The organism is Paenibacillus turicensis, assembly GCF_017873435.1.
Lineage (GTDB): Bacteria > Bacillota > Bacilli > Paenibacillales > Paenibacillaceae > Fontibacillus > Fontibacillus turicensis.
The window spans coordinates 246,223-262,713 of sequence record NZ_JAGGKG010000001.1; the positions used below are offsets into that span (position 1 = coordinate 246,223).

Below are 16,491 nucleotides of genomic sequence, written 5' to 3' on the forward strand. Positions count from 1 at the left end.
CTTAGATGCAGTGTATGCCTGCTATATATTATGTTAACGTGATAATCGTTATAATTTTGCTAGAAAGAATATGTAATGTTGGAAATATACGAATAGGTTACTATACTAGCATAAACGTGAAAGGCAGGTGCGACAACAAAATTATTTATTTTTGTACTGAAAATCATTAGAAATGAGACAAAGATAAATAAATAAGCCGCTGCTACATATCGCAACAACAGCCTATGTTATATTTGTGTTCAGTTTAATTGCAATGTAAAATGGGCGAGTTAATGATCTCCCCACACCTCTTTTGCCGTCTCCACCACTAACTTAATTTTGTCCCATTGCTCTTCCTCTGTTAAAATATTGCCTTCCTCTGAGGAAGCGAACCCACATTGTGGGCTTAGACAAAGCTGATTAATGTCTACATAGTTAGCTGCTTCTGCAATACGTGCCTTTAACATTTCCTTACTTTCCAAACCACCATGCTTGGTTGTAACAAGCCCTAAGACGACTTGTTGGTCTTTAATATATTTTAGCGGCTCAAAGCCACCCGAACGTTCGTTATCATATTCAAGGAAAAAGCCATCCACGTTAACTTGTCCAAATAACTGCTCTGCGACAGGCTCATAACCACCAGAAGCAAACCAAGTAGAATGCAAATTACCACGACAGACGTGAAGCGTAATGACCATATCGTCTGGACGATTAGCAATGCTGTCATTTAACATTTGAACATAATCCTTCACTAATTGATCTGGATCATAGCCTTGAGCTTTTAAGTGAATCCGATGTCTGCTGCTACACAAGTTCCCCCATGCGGTATCATCTAATTGTAAGTATCTACACCCTGCATCGTAAAAATCCTGAATGGCAGCCTGATACACTGCAACAATGTCGGCTTTAAATTGCTCAGCATTGTCATAAATCTTATTTCCATGCTGTAAGCTGACAAAATGAAAAAGGCTTGGGGAAGGTATCGCAAATTTCACAGGATAGTTTCCTGCAAGCTGGCGTAGCTGTTTAAAATGAGTTACCATCGGATGTGTCTTATAGCTTAATTTGTCTACAATTTCAAAGCTTTGAGGTTTTGTTTGCATTCCTGCTACACTAACCGTTTGCTTCATTTCTACCTTTTGTGCTCCTCCAATTCCCCAGAAAAAATCGAGATGCCACCACGAACGGCGAAATTCACCATCAGTAACGGCCAACAGTCCCATTTCCTTTTGCTTCTTAATTAAGGCAGAGATGTGTTCATCTTCTACTTCTGTTAACTGAGCTTGACTCAGCTGTCCTTCTTCAAATAATCTGCGTGCATGCTTCAGCTCGATCGGTCGCAAAAAGCTACCTACAATATCATATCTAAAGGGCGGGATACTTCTAGGCTTCGCTTGACTAAAGTCGTTCATAATTACCTCCCATTATTACAGCAACCAATAATTATAATTAAATTGTACTTCTGTTACGATATCATTCAAAATATCAATATACCTCTTGGCAATGTCACCAAGCTGAATATCTTTGTGGGCAATCCAGCCAATCGTCGCAGCTTGTTCAATTAAAAGTGGGATCGATCTCAGCTCTGAACCCGTTAAATCCGACGTTAGCAGGCCTGTCCCAATCGTATATCCTTGAGTACCAAGTAAAATATCTCGTAATGTTGCACGATCACTCACCTTAATACTTCTAGCAGGTTGAACCGTACGCACAATTTCCTCAATAAAATTAAGGGAATGTTGCTCTCCTTGCTCAAAGGACAAATACGGATAAGGAGAAACATCCTCCATCGTTAGTTCCTCCTTAGCCGCTAAAGGATGCTGTGAGGATACATAAATATGAGGACTTGCATTTAATAATGGTGTAAATTTCAGGTGATGGTCACTAAAGAGCTTGTTCATCACTTTCGCATTTTGTTCATTAATGTACAACACACCAATATCACTGCGTAAAGAACGTACATCCTCGATGATATCTAAGGTACGTGTTTCCCGTAAAACAAGGTTGTATTCCTCTGCATCATAACTTTGTAGCAAGCGCACATAAGCATCAACGACAAAGGGGTAATGTTGTGTGGACATAGAGAACTGAACTCCTCTAAATTGCTCACCTTTATATCTGCTTTCCATAAATTCCATCTGTTCAATCACTTGTCTTGCATAACCAAGAAATTCAATTCCTGCCTCAGAAGTAACAATTCCTCGATTGCTACGTTCAAAAATAGCGATACCTAGCTCGTTTTCTAGTTCTTTAATTGCGTTGGAAAGACTAGGCTGCGAAATAAACAAACGTTTAGCTGCCTCATTCATCGAACCACAATTCGCAATTTCAATAGCATACTTCAATTGTTGTAACGTCACAGCATCACCTTCTCCCTTACATATAAGTCAGAAAACAAACAAACACAATTTCTGCCTGATTGTTTTGCTAAATATAATGCTTGATCGGCAATATCGATCAGTTTATCTGAACTAATCTGTGGATAACATGCAATACCAATCGAAATGGTAATATGAATGACTTGTCCATCAGGTAATACAAAATTATACTTTTCTACTGCCTGTCGTAATTGCTCTGCAATGTCATTTGTTTCAACGCTAGTATAGCCATTTACAACAACTACGAATTCTTCTCCACCCTTACGGGCAATGAGATCATCAATATTAAATTGCTTCTTTAAAATATTTGCTAATGACATAAGCACTTTATCCCCTGCTGGATGTCCATACGTATCGTTAACATGCTTGAAATGATCAATATCTAGCATCAGCACACTAAAGTAACTTTTCTCTTCGATCGCGTTTGTAATTGTTTTTTGCATCAGGCCATCAAAGGCTCTTGAATTGTACAATCCCGTCAAAAAATCCCGTTCTGCATGCTCTTGCATTAACCCTAAATACTCACTGGATCGCTTTAAATATTGCAGCATGGAACGCGTAAATAAACCAGAAATTAAAAAAACACTTTCATAAATAGTAATAATTTCTGCCGTGAATTCCTTGGAGATCAATGAAAATATAATACCCGTAGACAGCATAGAGGCCGATAATGCAACTCCCCACCTCCACAATTCAAAGCGTAAGCGATTAAGCATGAATACACCAACAACTAAAGCAACCATAATATTAGCAAGGGATGCAAGGGAAACGACCAATCCACTTGTGAAAAAAAATAAGCGGTAAACAAATATAATGATTGATGTAACGATTGCACCTGGAAATCCAGTTAAGCATGCTGCAACCAAAATAGGAATCTGCCTAAAATCAGTGATCCATTTATCATGAATCGGGAAGGAAAAATACATGAGGACTACGCCAAGAAAACCTAAAAAAGCACCAATCGCATATTGACTTATTTTCTTGGACCTATGTTGTGGAACTAAATACTTCGTACGAATTAAATTTCCGAAAAATAAAAACGCAGTTAACATCGTAAAGTTATTTATTAAGCTTTGAAACATTTATGACCCTCTCATTGCGCAATTTTTTTTAGCATATCACAAAAAGGACTAGTTAGAGTAAACAAATATAGAAAAAACAAAAAACAAACGGTATCGTAATTGCTTATTATGTATAAGATCGTCATGGATCATGTTATAATGTGTTTTGAAAATTAATTATTGTAAAGGATGAGAATCATGAGTCAGGATACGGCTCACGCTTCCACAATCGAGGATCCCGCACAGTTATGTCTGCTTGCGGGTAAAATTATGCTACAAAGTGGAGCTGAAACCTACAGGGTTGAAGATACAATGGCACGTATGGCTAAGTCAATGGGGATTGCCAATTGCCAAACCTACGTTACTCCAACAGGAATTGTGTTTCAATTAGAAGAAACTGGCGTAGCAAAGCTTATTCGCATTGCAGAACGCACAACAGATCTACAAAAGGTAGCAGCCGTCAATGATGTCTCCCGCAAATTAAGTAATGGGGTTGTGTCATCACTTACAGCTCACCATATGCTAATGGAAATTGAAGCTGCCAAGCATGCTTATCCCGTTTCTGTCCAAATTGCTGGTGCAGCCATTTCAAGTGGTTGCTTTACACTTATGTTTCAAGGTGGCTATATTGACTTTTTACCTAGTGTATTAAGTGGGGGATTAGCCTTTGCAACATTTATTGCTTTTCACAAGCTGGTTAAGGTTAAGTTTTTTGCTGAATTTACGGCTTCTTTTCTGCTTGGCTTGGTGGCTATGCTACTTGTCCACATTGGAATCGGCAAAGAACTGGATAAAATTATTATCGGTTCAGTCATGCCTCTAGTTCCTGGCTTATTAATTACGAATGCCGTTAGAGACTTAATGGCAGGACATCTTGTATCAGGGTTATCTCGTGGCGCGGAGGCATTTCTGACTGCCTTTGCGATCGGAGCTGGCATCGCCGTGGGCTTTACTATTTTTTAAATAGAGAGGTTACGATTAAGAAATGACATTTATTGTACAGTTGATCACTAGCTTTATCGCCTCAGCCGCATTTGCGGTTTTGTTTAACGCACCTAAAAAAAGCCTTTTATTATGTGGCTTATCAGGTATGTTAAGCTGGGCTGCCTATATTTTATTAAAAACAGAAATGGATGCCATGTTTTCCATTGTGGCATCCTCCTTTATTGTTGGTATTGTAGGTCAAATCTGTGCACGTTATCAGAAGAAGCCCGTCATCATTTTTAGCGTAGCAGGGATTATCCCACTTGTTCCAGGCGGACTCGCTTACGATGCCATGCGCAGATTTGTTGAAAATAACTATAACGAAGCAGTTCAATTAGCAGCTGGTGCTTTTTTGATGTCTGGTTCGATTGCGATTGGTTTAATTTTATCTGAGGTGCTTAATCAGATCATTACTCGAAAAAACAGTAAATAAAACAATGCAGCTAACCATGTTTTAAAGCTTGCTTCATACATCATATGACATCAACTTGGGAAAGTGGCTTAATTAAATATAAAGAGGAATTTCCCTCTCCTTCTGCTTTCCCTGCTCCTTCCTCTACTTGCTCAATCACCCATCCATAAGACAATACGCTGGCTAAGCGTTGTTGCTCTTCTGAAGTCAAGGAAGCTTTAATATTAAACAAGCCATCCACCTCAATCAGCTCTACAGTTTTATGTAAAGCCACATCCACCCAAGAACGAATTCCACCTACAGTATTGAATTTAATTTGATAGCCCTGCTGAATAGCTTGTCTCAACTGTTCAGGTTGCTGCTTTGCAAGCTGCTGTAGTGGTTCATATTTAAATTCATATTTACTATGATCCTCTGGGAAATCACCTTTCGTGATCTGTTCTATTAATTGTTCATTTGACCATCCTAAAGCACGTAAAGATTCCAACAATAATGCGTCCCATTGAGATAGTCGTGTTCGTTGCTCTTGGCTCATTAAACTTCACTCCTGACATCAAGTAATAAATATATTATATCGGAATAGTATGATTAATCCTAGTCATATTAAAGTATAGCTCTGGTTTCAAAATTGAGCCATAATTAAGATATATTATTCTATCATAGAGTTGAGGTGAATTTGATTATGATATTTGTGTTTGATTTAGACGGGACTATTTGCTTTAAAGGAAAGCCAGTTTCAGAGTTGATTTTAACTAAGCTTGACCAACTAAAGGAGCAAGGACATGAAATTATCTTCGCCTCTGCAAGACCTGTGCGAGATATGTTACCTGTCATTCATCCTAGATTTCACCAGCACACACTTATTGGTGGGAATGGGGCTCTGGTCTATAAAAAAGGAGAGGCGCTACATACTGGTGCATTTCATCCTGAGTTACGTCACTGTTTAGAGCAATTACTAGCTGAACATCAAGCCACATATTTAATTGATTCAGATTGGGATTACGCATACACTGGTCCATTAATTCACCCTATTCTGAATAATTTGGACACACATAAATTAGCAAAACATAGAGAACTCCAACAATTAAAAGATATTGTAAAAATTCTTATTTTAAGTGCAAATGATTATGAGACTCTTAAACAAAAATTAGCAGAGTATGATATTGTTGTTCATACGTATACTGATGAAAATCTGATTGATATCAGTCCTTCGGGCATAAATAAGTGGTATGCATTACAAAAACTAGGTATCCTTGAACAAAGCTATATTGCTTTTGGTATGATAGTAACGATATTACAATGTTTCAGCATGCAAAACAGGCAATCATGGTAGGCCAACATGACCAACTAGCACCTTATGCCTCCGCAAGTATACCTGCAAGTGAGGAAAGCATTATACAGCAAATTGATCTGATTTTAAATCAAGGTGTAACCTATATTACCTACACTTCATATCATCAGCAAATAGCTACCTCTAGCACTGATCAAATTGATTCTTTTTTGAAATCACAAAACAATGCTGAAAAGCGTAGCTTATTATTTTGCTTAGACAAGTTATTAGATCCTTATTATGGTTATCACTTACCTAATCATGATGAAATCACTTTAATTTTAGAAAAAAATTTATTCGAGTGTCATAGTAAGGAAGTCAAAGAGGATATTTTACAGCTACTCACTGACTATGCTAGAAAACCATTGAGTTATTTGGCTGAGCATATTGAGGAAATAGAACCTGAACTTCGAGAGGATGCTTTTTACGCAATTCGGCTTAATGTAAATGAAATGGAATTATAAGAAATGAGTGATACTTTGCAATTAACGATGAAACAGCTTTTTGATAAAATGCTTGCCCAGATGGGACCCCAAGGCTGGTGGCCTGCGGATAGTAAATGGGAGATTATTTTAGGGGCGATCTTAGTTCAAAATACGAATTGGAACAACGTCGTTCGTTCACTTCATAATTTAAAACATTTAACGCAGTTTTCACCTCAACACATCGCGACTTTGCCACTCCCTGCGTTACAAGATGCTATTACGCCAAGTGGGTTTTATAAAAATAAGAGCAGAGCAATCGCTGAGATGTATGCTTGGTTAAAGCAATACGATTTCGATTTGGACAAAATTAATAATACCTATAATGATCAGCTTCGGGTACAACTATTGCGTATGTTCGGAATCGGGTATGAGACGGCGGATGTCCTCCTGTTATATGTGTTTGATAGAGTGGAGTTCATTGCCGATAAATATGCACAAAAACTGTTTAATCAATTGGGGATTCAGCAGTACTCTGATTACAGAAAATTGAAGGCTGTCGTTGACCTCAAGACAGATTTTACATTAGAGCAGGCACAGGAGTTTCATGGTCTCATTGATGAGTTTGGTAAATTATATTTAGGAAATAAAGATAAATGGGCTTCCTCTTTTTTAAACGGGGATACCCTCCTATTGTAATAGCTAGACAATGAAAAGATGTGAATTCAAGACTTCAACCAAAGGAGTGCTAAGCAAATAACATGATACAAGCCGTATTTTTTGATCTAGATGATACGTTATATGACCACCTTACTCCGTTCCAAGGCGCACTAATGCAAACTTTGCATACTCCCACCGATTTCCCCTATGAAAAAGCTTATCATCGTATGCGCTATTACAGTGACCTGCTGTCTGATCGTTTTGGTGGAACACCAACGACTGAACCAGAGCTAAGTCAGCTACGTCATGGGCGTTTTAGATCAGCATTAGAGGAATTTGGGCTTCATTTATCGGAAGAACAGGCTGCTGCTGTGCAACAAGCCTATTATAATAAGCAGTTTGAAATTGTACTGTTTAAAGGAGCTAAGGAACTGATTGAAGTCTTACAGTCCGATTCTATTTTTGTTGGAATCATTACGAATGGCCCTCTGTCCCATCAGATGAAAAAAATAGAGGCGCTAAACCTCCAAGCCTTTATACCATTAGATGCGATCTTTGTGTCTGGCGATGTTGGTTATACAAAACCTGATGTTGGTATTTTTGATCATGTAGCTAACAAATTTGGGCTAATATCCGCACATTGCTATTATATTGGTGACTCTTGGCGCAACGATGTAGTAGGTGCACTTAATGCAGGCTGGAAATCAGTATGGTTTAATCATCGAAATGTACAGCCTGCTACTACTCACCGCCCTCATTTCGAAGCGAAAAGCTATGATGAGTTACATCATCTTCTAATTGAGCAGAAAAAACGTTAAAATAAAGGCTCAAAGGTAAAAAGCACACTGTAACATAGAAAGGAATTTACGATGATTATTAAACCTAGAACACGTGGATTTATTTGTACAACTGCACACCCAAAAGGTTGTGCTAAACAGGTAGAAGAGCAAGTTAAATATGTGCAGACACAGCCTACAGTGAAGGGGCCTAAAAACGTACTTGTCATCGGTGCATCAGCAGGTTACGGTCTTGCTTCACGCATCGTTGCTGCTTTTGGTGCAGGTGCAAATACGGTTGGCGTATATCGTCAAAGTACACCAACCTCTGGTAGAACAGCTTCGGCAGGCTGGTATAATTCGGCTGCCTTAGAACAAATGGCACAAGCACAAGGCTTAAAATCGTACAGTGTGACTGGGGACGCATTTAGTGATGAGACAAAGCAAAAAACAGTTGAACTTATTGCTAAGGAGCTTGGGCAAATTGATCTAGTTATATATAGCGTCGCTACAGCACGCCGTACCAATCCAGCAACCGGTGAGACCTCTAATTCTGTCTTAAAGCCAATTGGAGAGCCCTATCAAAATAAAACCGTAAATTTCCATACAGGTGAAGTGTCGGAGGTCACACTTGAACCAGCGACAGAGCAGGAAATTAAGGATACCGTTACGGTTATGGGTGGTGAGGATTGGCAGCTATGGATGGACGCCTTGAAGCAAGGTGGCGTATTAGCAGCAAATGCAACCACGATTGCGTTTTCTTATATTGGCCCTGCAATTACAACACCGATTTATCGTGAAGGAACAATTGGGCAAGCAAAGGAACATTTAGAGGCAACAGCTAGACATCTCCATAATGAATTATCCTCGGGTGGCGGTAGAGCGCATGTTGTAATCAGTAAGGCTCTTGTCACTCAGTCCAGCTCAGCGATTCCAGTTGTCCCACTTTACATTGCGGCCTTGTATAAGGTGATGAAGCGTGAAGGGATTCACGAAGGTTGCATAGAGCAAATGTATCGCCTATTCTCCCAGCATTTATATGGTCAAGGGAATACGCCCGTTGATGAAGCAGGAAGAATCCGCATTGATGATCTTGAAATGCGTGACGATGTCCAAGCCGAAGTCGCAAAGCTATGGGAAGAAGTAAATTCACATAACATCTATGACATTACTGACCTTAAAGGCTATACACAGGAATTTTTCCAATTGTTTGGCTTTGAAACCGAAGGTGTGGATTATGAAGAAGACTTGGATAAAGAGGTTTCTATTCCAAATTTAATTTAAATCCTATCCAATTAACGTGAAATTTAACTAACCAAACCTTAGAACGTTAGGAACCTAAAGAAGCTACTCCTTGACACATCACAGGAGTAGCTTCTTCTTTATTACACCTTTTCAATATCTCTATTTTTATAGTCTATTAAAGGCAACTATGGACAAGTCCATTACTTATACAGCACTCGTTAACTCTAGCTCAGTATCCTTGCGTCCAAATACTGCTTCATCCAACTCATTTTCAGACTTGGCAATCAATGTCGCAACCACCGTTGTACCCGTTGCGTTTACTGCTGTGCGTCCCATGTCAATCAACGACTCTACCGCAACAACAAGTGCAATCCCTTCAAGCGGCAAACCAAGTGCTGTTAAAACAACGGTCGTAGAAATAGAAGCGGGTCCAGGTACACCTGCTACCCCGATGGATGAAATAACACTTACCACGACAATAAGAACATAATCCGTCACACTTAACGGAACGCCATATACGTTGGAAACAAATACAGCTACTATAGCAGGCCATATGCCACCACAGCCATTAAAGTTCATCGTTGCGCCTAATGGTGCAACAAAGCTAGCAATACGTGAGGATACACCTACTCGCTTCGTTAAAACCTCTAGATTAACGGGAAGTGTAGCGTAGCTGCTTCTTGTAGAAAAAGCAACGGCAATCGTCGGATAAGCCTTTTTAAAAAATTGGAATGGATTTAGCTTGCCAACGCCAGAAATTAATCCACCAAAAACAAATACAAAATGAATAATGAGTGCAATATAGCTAACGATAATTAGCCAAATAAGTGGCTCTAACGTCTCCCAGCCATAACGGGCTGCCATCGTCGCAATCAGAGCATACACACCATAAGGCGTAAAGCGGAGTACGAATTTTACCACCTGATGTAAAACCTCTGTCAGAGAAGCAAATAGTGCCTTCACAGGCTCTACTGCCTCAGGCTTCTTCGCCCCTACCTTTACAATTGCAACTGCAATAAATAAACCAAATATGAGGATAGGTAACACCTTACCATTTGCTGCATCTTGAATCGGATTATTAGGAAGCTGATCTAAAATAACCTGAAAAAAGCTTGGTATTTCACGCGCTTCAAACCCTTGAGGTGTACTCGCTTCAAACGAGCCAGCAGGATTAATGAGTAACGCTACTGTCAAACCAATAATAGCAGCAATTCCTGTTGTCGCTAGAAACCAACTGATCGTTTTAATACCAATCTTTCTTAGAAACGCAATATTCGTAATTGAAATAATACTATTCACGACTAAAACAAATACTAAAGGAATAACAATCATTCGTATTAAATTCACATAAATAGAACCAATCGTGCTTACGCCTTCAAACGCCCATGCAAAGGAATTGAACAACAAGCCCGCACCTAAGCCCGCTCCTAGCGCAATCATCACTCTTGTACCAAAGCCAACTCGCTTTTTAGCTAAGTAAATTAACCCCACAATTACAACCGCAGAAATAAGCAACGTAATCCAGTTATCTTGTAGAGCTGTTAATAGGTTGTTATTCATCTCTAGTACTCATCTCCTTACTTCCCCTATAATTATATATAATAAAACACATTGATTAACTCGGAAATAATATATAATAAAAAATGTAAATGTGCAACATTAATTTTCTGATGTGACTCTATTTGTAAATTACAATTTCCCACGCAATAAAAATAACCCTGCCCTAGCCGCAATGGCTTAGCAGAGTTACATGCTACGGCTATTTATTTTTTACTTTCATACCACTGCAAAAAAGCATCAGCAATTGCCTTACCTGCTATTCCATTTGGATGTGGGTCAAATTCTGAGCTCATAAAATGCGGCTGTTGCAGATGATCCAGTGGTGCAGGTTGTGATAAAATTTTTGCAATGTCAAACACTGCATCTACACCAGTTGGTGGACATGCAGAAATTTTTTCATTAACTAACCGCCACACACGTTCTCTTTCCTCGGAAAAATTAAAGGTAGGAACGGTAAACAAAATAATCTTGATTGCAGGATTGTGTGTTTTAACTTCTGACACGATATAACTCAAATCTGTTAGCAATTGCTCTGCACTTCGCTGTCCGATGTCAATATCGTTTACACCTAGGCATATGATCAGTTCATCACCTTGCTTCGCTTTATGAAGCCATGATCCATTTGTTGCCACATCATACGCTCTGCCCCAACCAGACCCTAAATTCCATACTCCAATGTTTGTTCCCCATGCATTGGCAATTCTGGCTACCCAATATTCATATTGATCTCGCTCTGTTCTAACACCTTGTGTAATGGAGTCTCCTAAAAAAACAACCTGCTTATCCACGTTCTTTTCATATCCCAAAAAACTAGGTAATACAAGTTTATTTTCCGATAATGTAAATCCATCCGCAGCATCTACCAATGATAAATCTCCTGTACCATCATAACCAGTCACAAGCATTCCTTCCACATTGTATGTAAAGGACCTACCTGCTTTTTTAGTAGAAATCGTCCATGTAAAGGCTAAATAATGATCCTCTGGTAAATGAAACAAGGCTTCATCTGAACAAAAATGCTCTCCAGCAGACACCTCTTTGGAGGACTGCCCTTCAAATGTAAGCTTTACTGACGAATCTGCTATAATTCCCCCATTTGGCTCTGTACCCCCATCTGCAACATAAGCAGATAGAATAGTCCATTCCCCTCCTAGGTCGCTAGCACGTGTCACCTGTCCTTGATCCCAAGTCGAATCTATGGCATTATTATGCCAAAATTTCAGCTTTAGGTTACCTTCTTCTCTGAGCTTAACATAGGTCCGGTATGTATGTGTAAAGGGAGCATCACACACCATGATTTGATTCGCAGTAGTGGATGTTACAATTGCAGAAGTAAAACCATCATGCATCGGCATATTGCTATAATTAGGTTGATTGTTAAGGTTGGTCATTGCTGTAAACCCCTTCCGGTAAGCGATAACAAAATTTAACTTATACTCTACTATTATAACGACTGCGACCTAACTACAGAAGCCGATTTAAAAAAGTTTTTGTGCGTTGATGTTGTGGATGATTAAAGATTTGCTCAGGTGTTCCCGCTTCAATAATTTCGCCATCCGCCATAAATAAAATGCGATCCGCTACCTCTCTCGCAAATCCCATTTCATGCGTAACAATGAGCATCGTCATATTTTCACTAGCAAGCTGCTTCATCACCTGTAGCACTTCGCCCGTTAACTCTGGATCTAGGGCTGAGGTAGGCTCATCAAACAATAAAATTTCTGGGTTCAGCATTAATGCTCTTGCAATGGCTACCCGTTGTTTTTGTCCACCTGATAGATTCGAAGGATATACATCCCTTTTATCTGAAAGTCCTACCTTACCAAGCATGGAGATCGCCTGAGCCTGGATCTCTTCTTGACTAGCACGCTTTAGCATACGTGGTGCTAATTCCAGATTTCCCAGTACAGTCAGATGTGGAAACAAATTAAAATGCTGAAAAACCATCCCCATTCTAGCTGTAATCGATTTTATAATTTCATTGGAGCTATATTTTCCGTCCTTAACCAAATCCTGATCACCAATACTGATCGTTCCCCAGTTTACTTGCTCCAAGTGCACTAAGCTACGTAGCATTGTGCTTTTTCCAGAGCCAGACGGGCCAATAATCGCAATGACCTCACTCGGCTGAACCTCAAAGGATATGCCTTTTAACACCTCAAGCTTATCAAATGATTTCTGTAAATTATTCACGTCTATTAATGTCATAACACTTCATTCCCTCAATATATTCACTAGATTTAAATTAAACCTGAACCTATTTACTTCCTATACCTTATATACCTACATAAACCTTACCTAAAACTTACTACTACTTGCCTACAGTAAGCTTACTGGAATTTAAACTTCTTTTCCAACCATTTAAAAAGGATCGTTAGCACTAGTGTCATCAATAGATAAATAACAGCAGCGATAAAAAATGGAGCAATTGAAAAATCACGATTTACTGCGGTTAAAGCATAATGTAATAAATCTGGAACAGACACAGCATACAAGAGAGCTGTATCCTTAATTAATGTAATAGATTCATTAGATACAGAAGGAATAACTACTCGGAACATTTGCGGAATAATGACGCGTGTCATCGTTTGAAACTTACTTAAGCCTAACACCTTTGCCGCTTCATATTGCCCACCGTCCACTGCAAGTAAGCCCCCACGGAAAATTTCTGCAAAATATGCCGCATAGTTTAAAACAAAAGCTAAGCCTGCGGCAAGGAAGCGATCCATAATCAAATACTCGCCTACTACAGGTAAAACGGGCAAACCATAACAAAAAAACAACATTTGCAGTAATAGTGGTGTGCCACGCATGACATAAATAAACGAATGTGCAAACCATGAGACTGGCTTCACCTTGCTGTTTGCCATTAACGTAATTAAAAATCCTAATGGGATAGAGCTAATAATACAAATGAAAAATAATAAAACCGTGGTTTGTGCCCCCTCAAGCATGGGTCCAATAATCTTTGTAATGTAATCCATATTCACATTCCCCTTCATAAACAAAAACCGGAAGCTTGCTCCGGTTTTAATTAGGCTCAAAATCAGTGATTGGCAATCACTAATTTAATAGTAAACCTTTAAATGATGCAGTTTATTTTAAAATTTTATCTTCACCAAACCATTTTTTAGAGATTTCAGCGGCAGTTCCATCTGCATTGATCTTATCTAAAGCGGCTTGCAGGTTATTTAATAACTGCTCATTTCCTTTCTTCACACCAATGCCATATTCCTCTGGTGCTAGTGCTTCATCTAGTATTTTAAAGCTAGCAGTGTCTTTAGACAAATAGTATCTAGCTACAACCTCATCAATGACAACCGCATCGATTCGTTTTGTTTTTAAATCACTTAATGCTAGCACATTATCAGGAAACTCTGAAACATTCGCAACCTGAGACTTAATTGCATTTGCATCTAACGCATCTGATGCAGAGGATAAGGACTGCAAGCCTACCTTTTTGCCAGCAAGATCATGAATAGAGTTGATGGAAGAATCCGTTAAGGTGACGATTACTTGACTATTTTTCAAATAAGGCTTAGTAAACAATACCTTTTGCTTACGCTCATCTGTAATTGTATAGCCATTCCAAATCAAATCAATACGACCACTTAACAATTCCGATTCCTTTGTTTTCCAATCAATCGGCTGGAAGGTTGCTTCTACGCCCATTTCCTTTGCTGCTGCCTTTGCATAATCAATGTCAAAGCCAACAATTTCATTGTTGTCGTCTCTAAAGCCCATCGGTGCAAACTTGTCATCAATCCCAATAACAATTTTATCGCCTTTATTCCCTGCTTTATTACTGTTTCCACATCCCACAACAGTGATTAATAATACAACTATAAGTACACTCATCCATGTTAATTTCTTATTCATCTTTTTCTCCCCCAAGTATAAAACGCTTTAGTTCGTTAATACGTTATCAGAGTTCCATGATACCATATTCACATATAAGAGTCGAGCGTTTGTTAGATTGTTTTTAAATTCCTCTTGAATTAAAACAAAATTTTAGATAAAATGGCTATTGTGCCAGCTGAACACTATTATTTTTTTAAAAAATTTAATAATTGTATAACCTCAATAATATGGTTTGAGGGTCTCTACCAGGAACCAATCATTTTAAATCCTGACTACAAGTAAAATGCGTTTTGCATTTTTCCTTTTGGTCAGGATTTTTTTGTTGTGTTTGTAAATTGGATATTACAACTTATTAGCATCAGCGTTACGTTTTGAAGGTTGCTCCCATCGCCCTTAAATCTGAGTTTCCTTAATTTTAGCATGAGGTAGAAATTCAGATTTTAAAAGCGACCGCTCCGCTTGTCCACAATCCTTCAAAACTTCACTGTAGCCAATCAAGAAGTTTAACATCCTTAAAACTGACACTACAAAAAAATGGAAATACTTATATATCAATAGGAGGATATAGCTAGATTATGAACTTGAAAATTTATGTACTTACGATTGCAACATTTACCGTTGGTCTTGTTGAACTTATTATCGGAGGTTTGCTGCCTACGATTGCCAAAGACCTTGATGTATCACTTAGTATGACAGGACAGCTTATTACGATTTATGCCTTAATGTACGCAATTGCCGGACCTACTTTACTTGCATTAACGGGAAAAATTGAACGTAAAAAGCTATATATCTCTTCCATGCTTATTTTTACATTAGGTTGCTTCCTTGCTGCATGGAGCCCTAGCTATGCTGTCCTTTTTATATCACGTATTATCACTGCAACAAGCGGCTCTTTAATCGTTACTTTATCACTTACCATTGCAGTAAAGCTTGTTCCAAAGGAATTTCAAGCTAGAGTAATTGGTGTAATTTCGATGGGCGTAAGCTCGGCAATTGTGCTTGGTGTACCACTTGGCGTCATGGCAGGTGATTATATTAGCTGGAGAATGCTATTTTTCATTATTGCAATTTTAACATTAGTAGCAATGATGACCGTACAATTTTTCCTTGAGCCGATTCACATGACTGAACAAACAGTTCCACTAAAAACACAATTGAAGTCTCTACGTAATCCTAAAATTGCTAGCGCTCATATTGTGACCGCCTTAACATTAGCAGGACATTATACGGTGTATGCTTATTTAACACCATTTATGGAAACATTGCTTCATTTGGACTCATTCCAAGTTAGTATTTCATATTTCCTATTCGGAATCGCCGCAGTAAGTGGTGGGTTAATTGGTGGAATTTTATCAGATAAGCTTGGATCAACAAAAAGTATTCTTATCATTGTAGGTACCTTTATTGCAGTTATGTTTGTATTACCTTGGTCAACGATTCATTTATACGTCTTTACTTTTGTATTATTTATATGGGGGATTTTAAGCTGGGCATTATCACCAGCACAACAAAGCTATCTTATTAAATACGCACCTGAGTCTTCGGATATCCAGCAAAGCTTTAACTATTCTGCATTGCAAATCGGGATTGCGCTTGGTTCGTTGTTTGGCGGAATGGTGCTTGATCAAACAAACTCTGTCGCAAGCAACGCCTACTTTGGTGGAGGAATTATTATCATAGCAGCTGTATTTGCAGTATACTCTCTTACTCGTAAGTCAACATTAACGGTCTCAAATCAAGCCTAAAGTAGTCTCATTAATGCAAAAGGATACACACGAAGCGATAAAAAACGGCTCCGAGTGTATCCTCTTATTTTTTACAGC

General features: G+C 38.7%; 15 protein-coding genes, 1 pseudogene and 1 riboswitch. Of the genes and pseudogenes, 7 read left to right on the forward strand and 9 right to left on the reverse strand.

All coding sequences use genetic code 11. The features are described 5' to 3' along the window. Positions 1 to 269 precede the first annotated feature (269 nt). Genes J2Z32_RS01070 through J2Z32_RS01080 form a run of 3 tightly spaced genes read right to left on the reverse strand, consistent with a single transcriptional unit; the run spans position 270 to position 3,439 of the window. Positions 270 to 1,391 (reverse strand): 5-methyltetrahydropteroyltriglutamate--homocysteine S-methyltransferase, encoded by a 1,122-nt coding sequence (locus J2Z32_RS01070; protein ID WP_210087285.1) that lies wholly within the window; start codon positions 1,389 to 1,391, stop codon positions 270 to 272. Between the two features lie 15 nt (positions 1,392 to 1,406). Next, positions 1,407 to 2,339 carry a LysR family transcriptional regulator gene (locus J2Z32_RS01075; RefSeq protein ID WP_210087286.1) on the reverse strand — a complete coding sequence of 311 codons (933 nt, stop codon included), beginning with the start codon at positions 2,337 to 2,339 and terminating at the stop codon, positions 1,407 to 1,409. Continuing rightward, positions 2,336 to 3,439, reverse strand: a complete 1,104-nt coding sequence (locus J2Z32_RS01080; protein ID WP_210087287.1) for a GGDEF domain-containing protein — start codon at positions 3,437 to 3,439, stop codon at positions 2,336 to 2,338. Before J2Z32_RS01080 ends, J2Z32_RS01075 begins: the two co-directional genes overlap by 4 nt. A gap of 177 nt (positions 3,440 to 3,616) precedes the next feature. Between J2Z32_RS01080 and J2Z32_RS01085 the strand changes: the two genes are divergently transcribed. After that, the gene (locus J2Z32_RS01085) at positions 3,617 to 4,381 is read left to right on the forward strand and encodes a threonine/serine exporter family protein (protein WP_210087288.1); all 765 of its coding nucleotides are present in this window, start codon (positions 3,617 to 3,619) and stop codon (positions 4,379 to 4,381) included. Between the two features lie 22 nt (positions 4,382 to 4,403). Beyond that, positions 4,404 to 4,835, forward strand: a complete 432-nt coding sequence (locus tag J2Z32_RS01090) for a threonine/serine exporter family protein (RefSeq protein ID WP_210087289.1) — start codon at positions 4,404 to 4,406, stop codon at positions 4,833 to 4,835. Positions 4,836 to 4,875: 40 nt separating this feature from the next. Here the strand turns inward: J2Z32_RS01090 and J2Z32_RS01095 are convergent, their stop codons facing one another. Next, entirely contained in the window at positions 4,876 to 5,349 is a 474-nt protein-coding gene (locus tag J2Z32_RS01095; RefSeq protein WP_210087290.1) for a hypothetical protein, read from the reverse strand. 147 nt (positions 5,350 to 5,496) lie between these two features. Here J2Z32_RS01095 and J2Z32_RS22230 point away from each other — a divergent pair. From J2Z32_RS22230 to fabV, 4 genes and pseudogenes are all read left to right on the forward strand, one after another. Continuing rightward, a pseudogene (locus J2Z32_RS22230) lies at positions 5,497 to 6,224 on the forward strand (HAD-IIB family hydrolase); the annotation flags it as partial. Between the two features lie 387 nt (positions 6,225 to 6,611). Further along, positions 6,612 to 7,265: an endonuclease III domain-containing protein gene (locus tag J2Z32_RS01105; RefSeq protein WP_210087291.1), complete on the forward strand. Its 654-nt coding sequence runs from the start codon at positions 6,612 to 6,614 to the stop codon at positions 7,263 to 7,265. 62 nt (positions 7,266 to 7,327) lie between these two features. Beyond that, positions 7,328 to 8,044, forward strand: coding sequence for an HAD family hydrolase (locus J2Z32_RS01110; RefSeq protein WP_210087292.1), 717 nt, complete (start codon positions 7,328 to 7,330; stop codon positions 8,042 to 8,044). A gap of 51 nt (positions 8,045 to 8,095) precedes the next feature. Next, complete coding sequence (gene fabV / locus J2Z32_RS01115; RefSeq protein WP_210087293.1) at positions 8,096 to 9,286, forward strand: enoyl-ACP reductase FabV; 1,191 nt, start codon at positions 8,096 to 8,098, stop codon at positions 9,284 to 9,286. Positions 9,287 to 9,451: 165 nt separating this feature from the next. Here fabV and J2Z32_RS01120 read toward each other — a convergent pair whose 3' ends face one another. The 5 genes from J2Z32_RS01120 to J2Z32_RS01140 form a co-directional block, all read right to left on the reverse strand. Then, positions 9,452 to 10,807 carry a dicarboxylate/amino acid:cation symporter gene (locus tag J2Z32_RS01120; RefSeq protein WP_210087294.1) on the reverse strand — a complete coding sequence of 452 codons (1,356 nt, stop codon included), beginning with the start codon at positions 10,805 to 10,807 and terminating at the stop codon, positions 9,452 to 9,454. A 203-nt stretch (positions 10,808 to 11,010) separates the two neighbouring features. After that, positions 11,011 to 12,198, reverse strand: coding sequence for an SGNH/GDSL hydrolase family protein (locus tag J2Z32_RS01125; protein WP_245251028.1), 1,188 nt, complete (start codon positions 12,196 to 12,198; stop codon positions 11,011 to 11,013). Positions 12,199 to 12,271: 73 nt separating this feature from the next. After that, positions 12,272 to 13,015, reverse strand: a complete 744-nt coding sequence (locus J2Z32_RS01130) for an amino acid ABC transporter ATP-binding protein (protein ID WP_210087295.1) — start codon at positions 13,013 to 13,015, stop codon at positions 12,272 to 12,274. 122 nt (positions 13,016 to 13,137) lie between these two features. Beyond that, positions 13,138 to 13,797 (reverse strand): amino acid ABC transporter permease, encoded by a 660-nt coding sequence (locus J2Z32_RS01135; protein ID WP_210087543.1) that lies wholly within the window; start codon positions 13,795 to 13,797, stop codon positions 13,138 to 13,140. Between the two features lie 106 nt (positions 13,798 to 13,903). Continuing rightward, a complete protein-coding gene (locus J2Z32_RS01140; RefSeq protein ID WP_210087296.1) occupies positions 13,904 to 14,686 on the reverse strand; it encodes an amino acid ABC transporter substrate-binding protein in 783 nt (260 codons plus the stop codon). Positions 14,687 to 14,857: 171 nt separating this feature from the next. Next, positions 14,858 to 14,963: riboswitch (purine riboswitch) on the forward strand. A gap of 280 nt (positions 14,964 to 15,243) precedes the next feature. Here J2Z32_RS01140 and J2Z32_RS01145 point away from each other — a divergent pair. After that, positions 15,244 to 16,413 (forward strand): MFS transporter, encoded by a 1,170-nt coding sequence (locus tag J2Z32_RS01145; RefSeq protein WP_210087297.1) that lies wholly within the window; start codon positions 15,244 to 15,246, stop codon positions 16,411 to 16,413. The last annotated feature ends 78 nt before the right edge of the window (positions 16,414 to 16,491 follow it).

Coding starts and splice junctions, on each gene's coding strand:
- J2Z32_RS01070 (WP_210087285.1), bottom strand. CDS start 1,391: ATGAACGACTTTAGTCAAGCGAAGCCTAGAAGTATCCCGCCCTTTAGA.
- J2Z32_RS01080 (WP_210087287.1), bottom strand. CDS start 3,439: ATGTTTCAAAGCTTAATAAATAACTTTACGATGTTAACTGCGTTTTTA.
- J2Z32_RS01085 (WP_210087288.1), top strand. CDS start 3,617: ATGAGTCAGGATACGGCTCACGCTTCCACAATCGAGGATCCCGCACAG.
- J2Z32_RS01090 (WP_210087289.1), top strand. CDS start 4,404: ATGACATTTATTGTACAGTTGATCACTAGCTTTATCGCCTCAGCCGCA.
- J2Z32_RS01095 (WP_210087290.1), bottom strand. CDS start 5,349: ATGAGCCAAGAGCAACGAACACGACTATCTCAATGGGACGCATTATTG.
- J2Z32_RS01105 (WP_210087291.1), top strand. CDS start 6,612: ATGAGTGATACTTTGCAATTAACGATGAAACAGCTTTTTGATAAAATG.
- J2Z32_RS01110 (WP_210087292.1), top strand. CDS start 7,328: ATGATACAAGCCGTATTTTTTGATCTAGATGATACGTTATATGACCAC.
- fabV (WP_210087293.1), top strand. CDS start 8,096: ATGATTATTAAACCTAGAACACGTGGATTTATTTGTACAACTGCACAC.
- J2Z32_RS01120 (WP_210087294.1), bottom strand. CDS start 10,807: ATGAATAACAACCTATTAACAGCTCTACAAGATAACTGGATTACGTTG.
- J2Z32_RS01125 (WP_245251028.1), bottom strand. CDS start 12,198: ATGACCAACCTTAACAATCAACCTAATTATAGCAATATGCCGATGCAT.
- J2Z32_RS01130 (WP_210087295.1), bottom strand. CDS start 13,015: ATGACATTAATAGACGTGAATAATTTACAGAAATCATTTGATAAGCTT.
- J2Z32_RS01140 (WP_210087296.1), bottom strand. CDS start 14,686: ATGAATAAGAAATTAACATGGATGAGTGTACTTATAGTTGTATTATTA.
- J2Z32_RS01145 (WP_210087297.1), top strand. CDS start 15,244: ATGAACTTGAAAATTTATGTACTTACGATTGCAACATTTACCGTTGGT.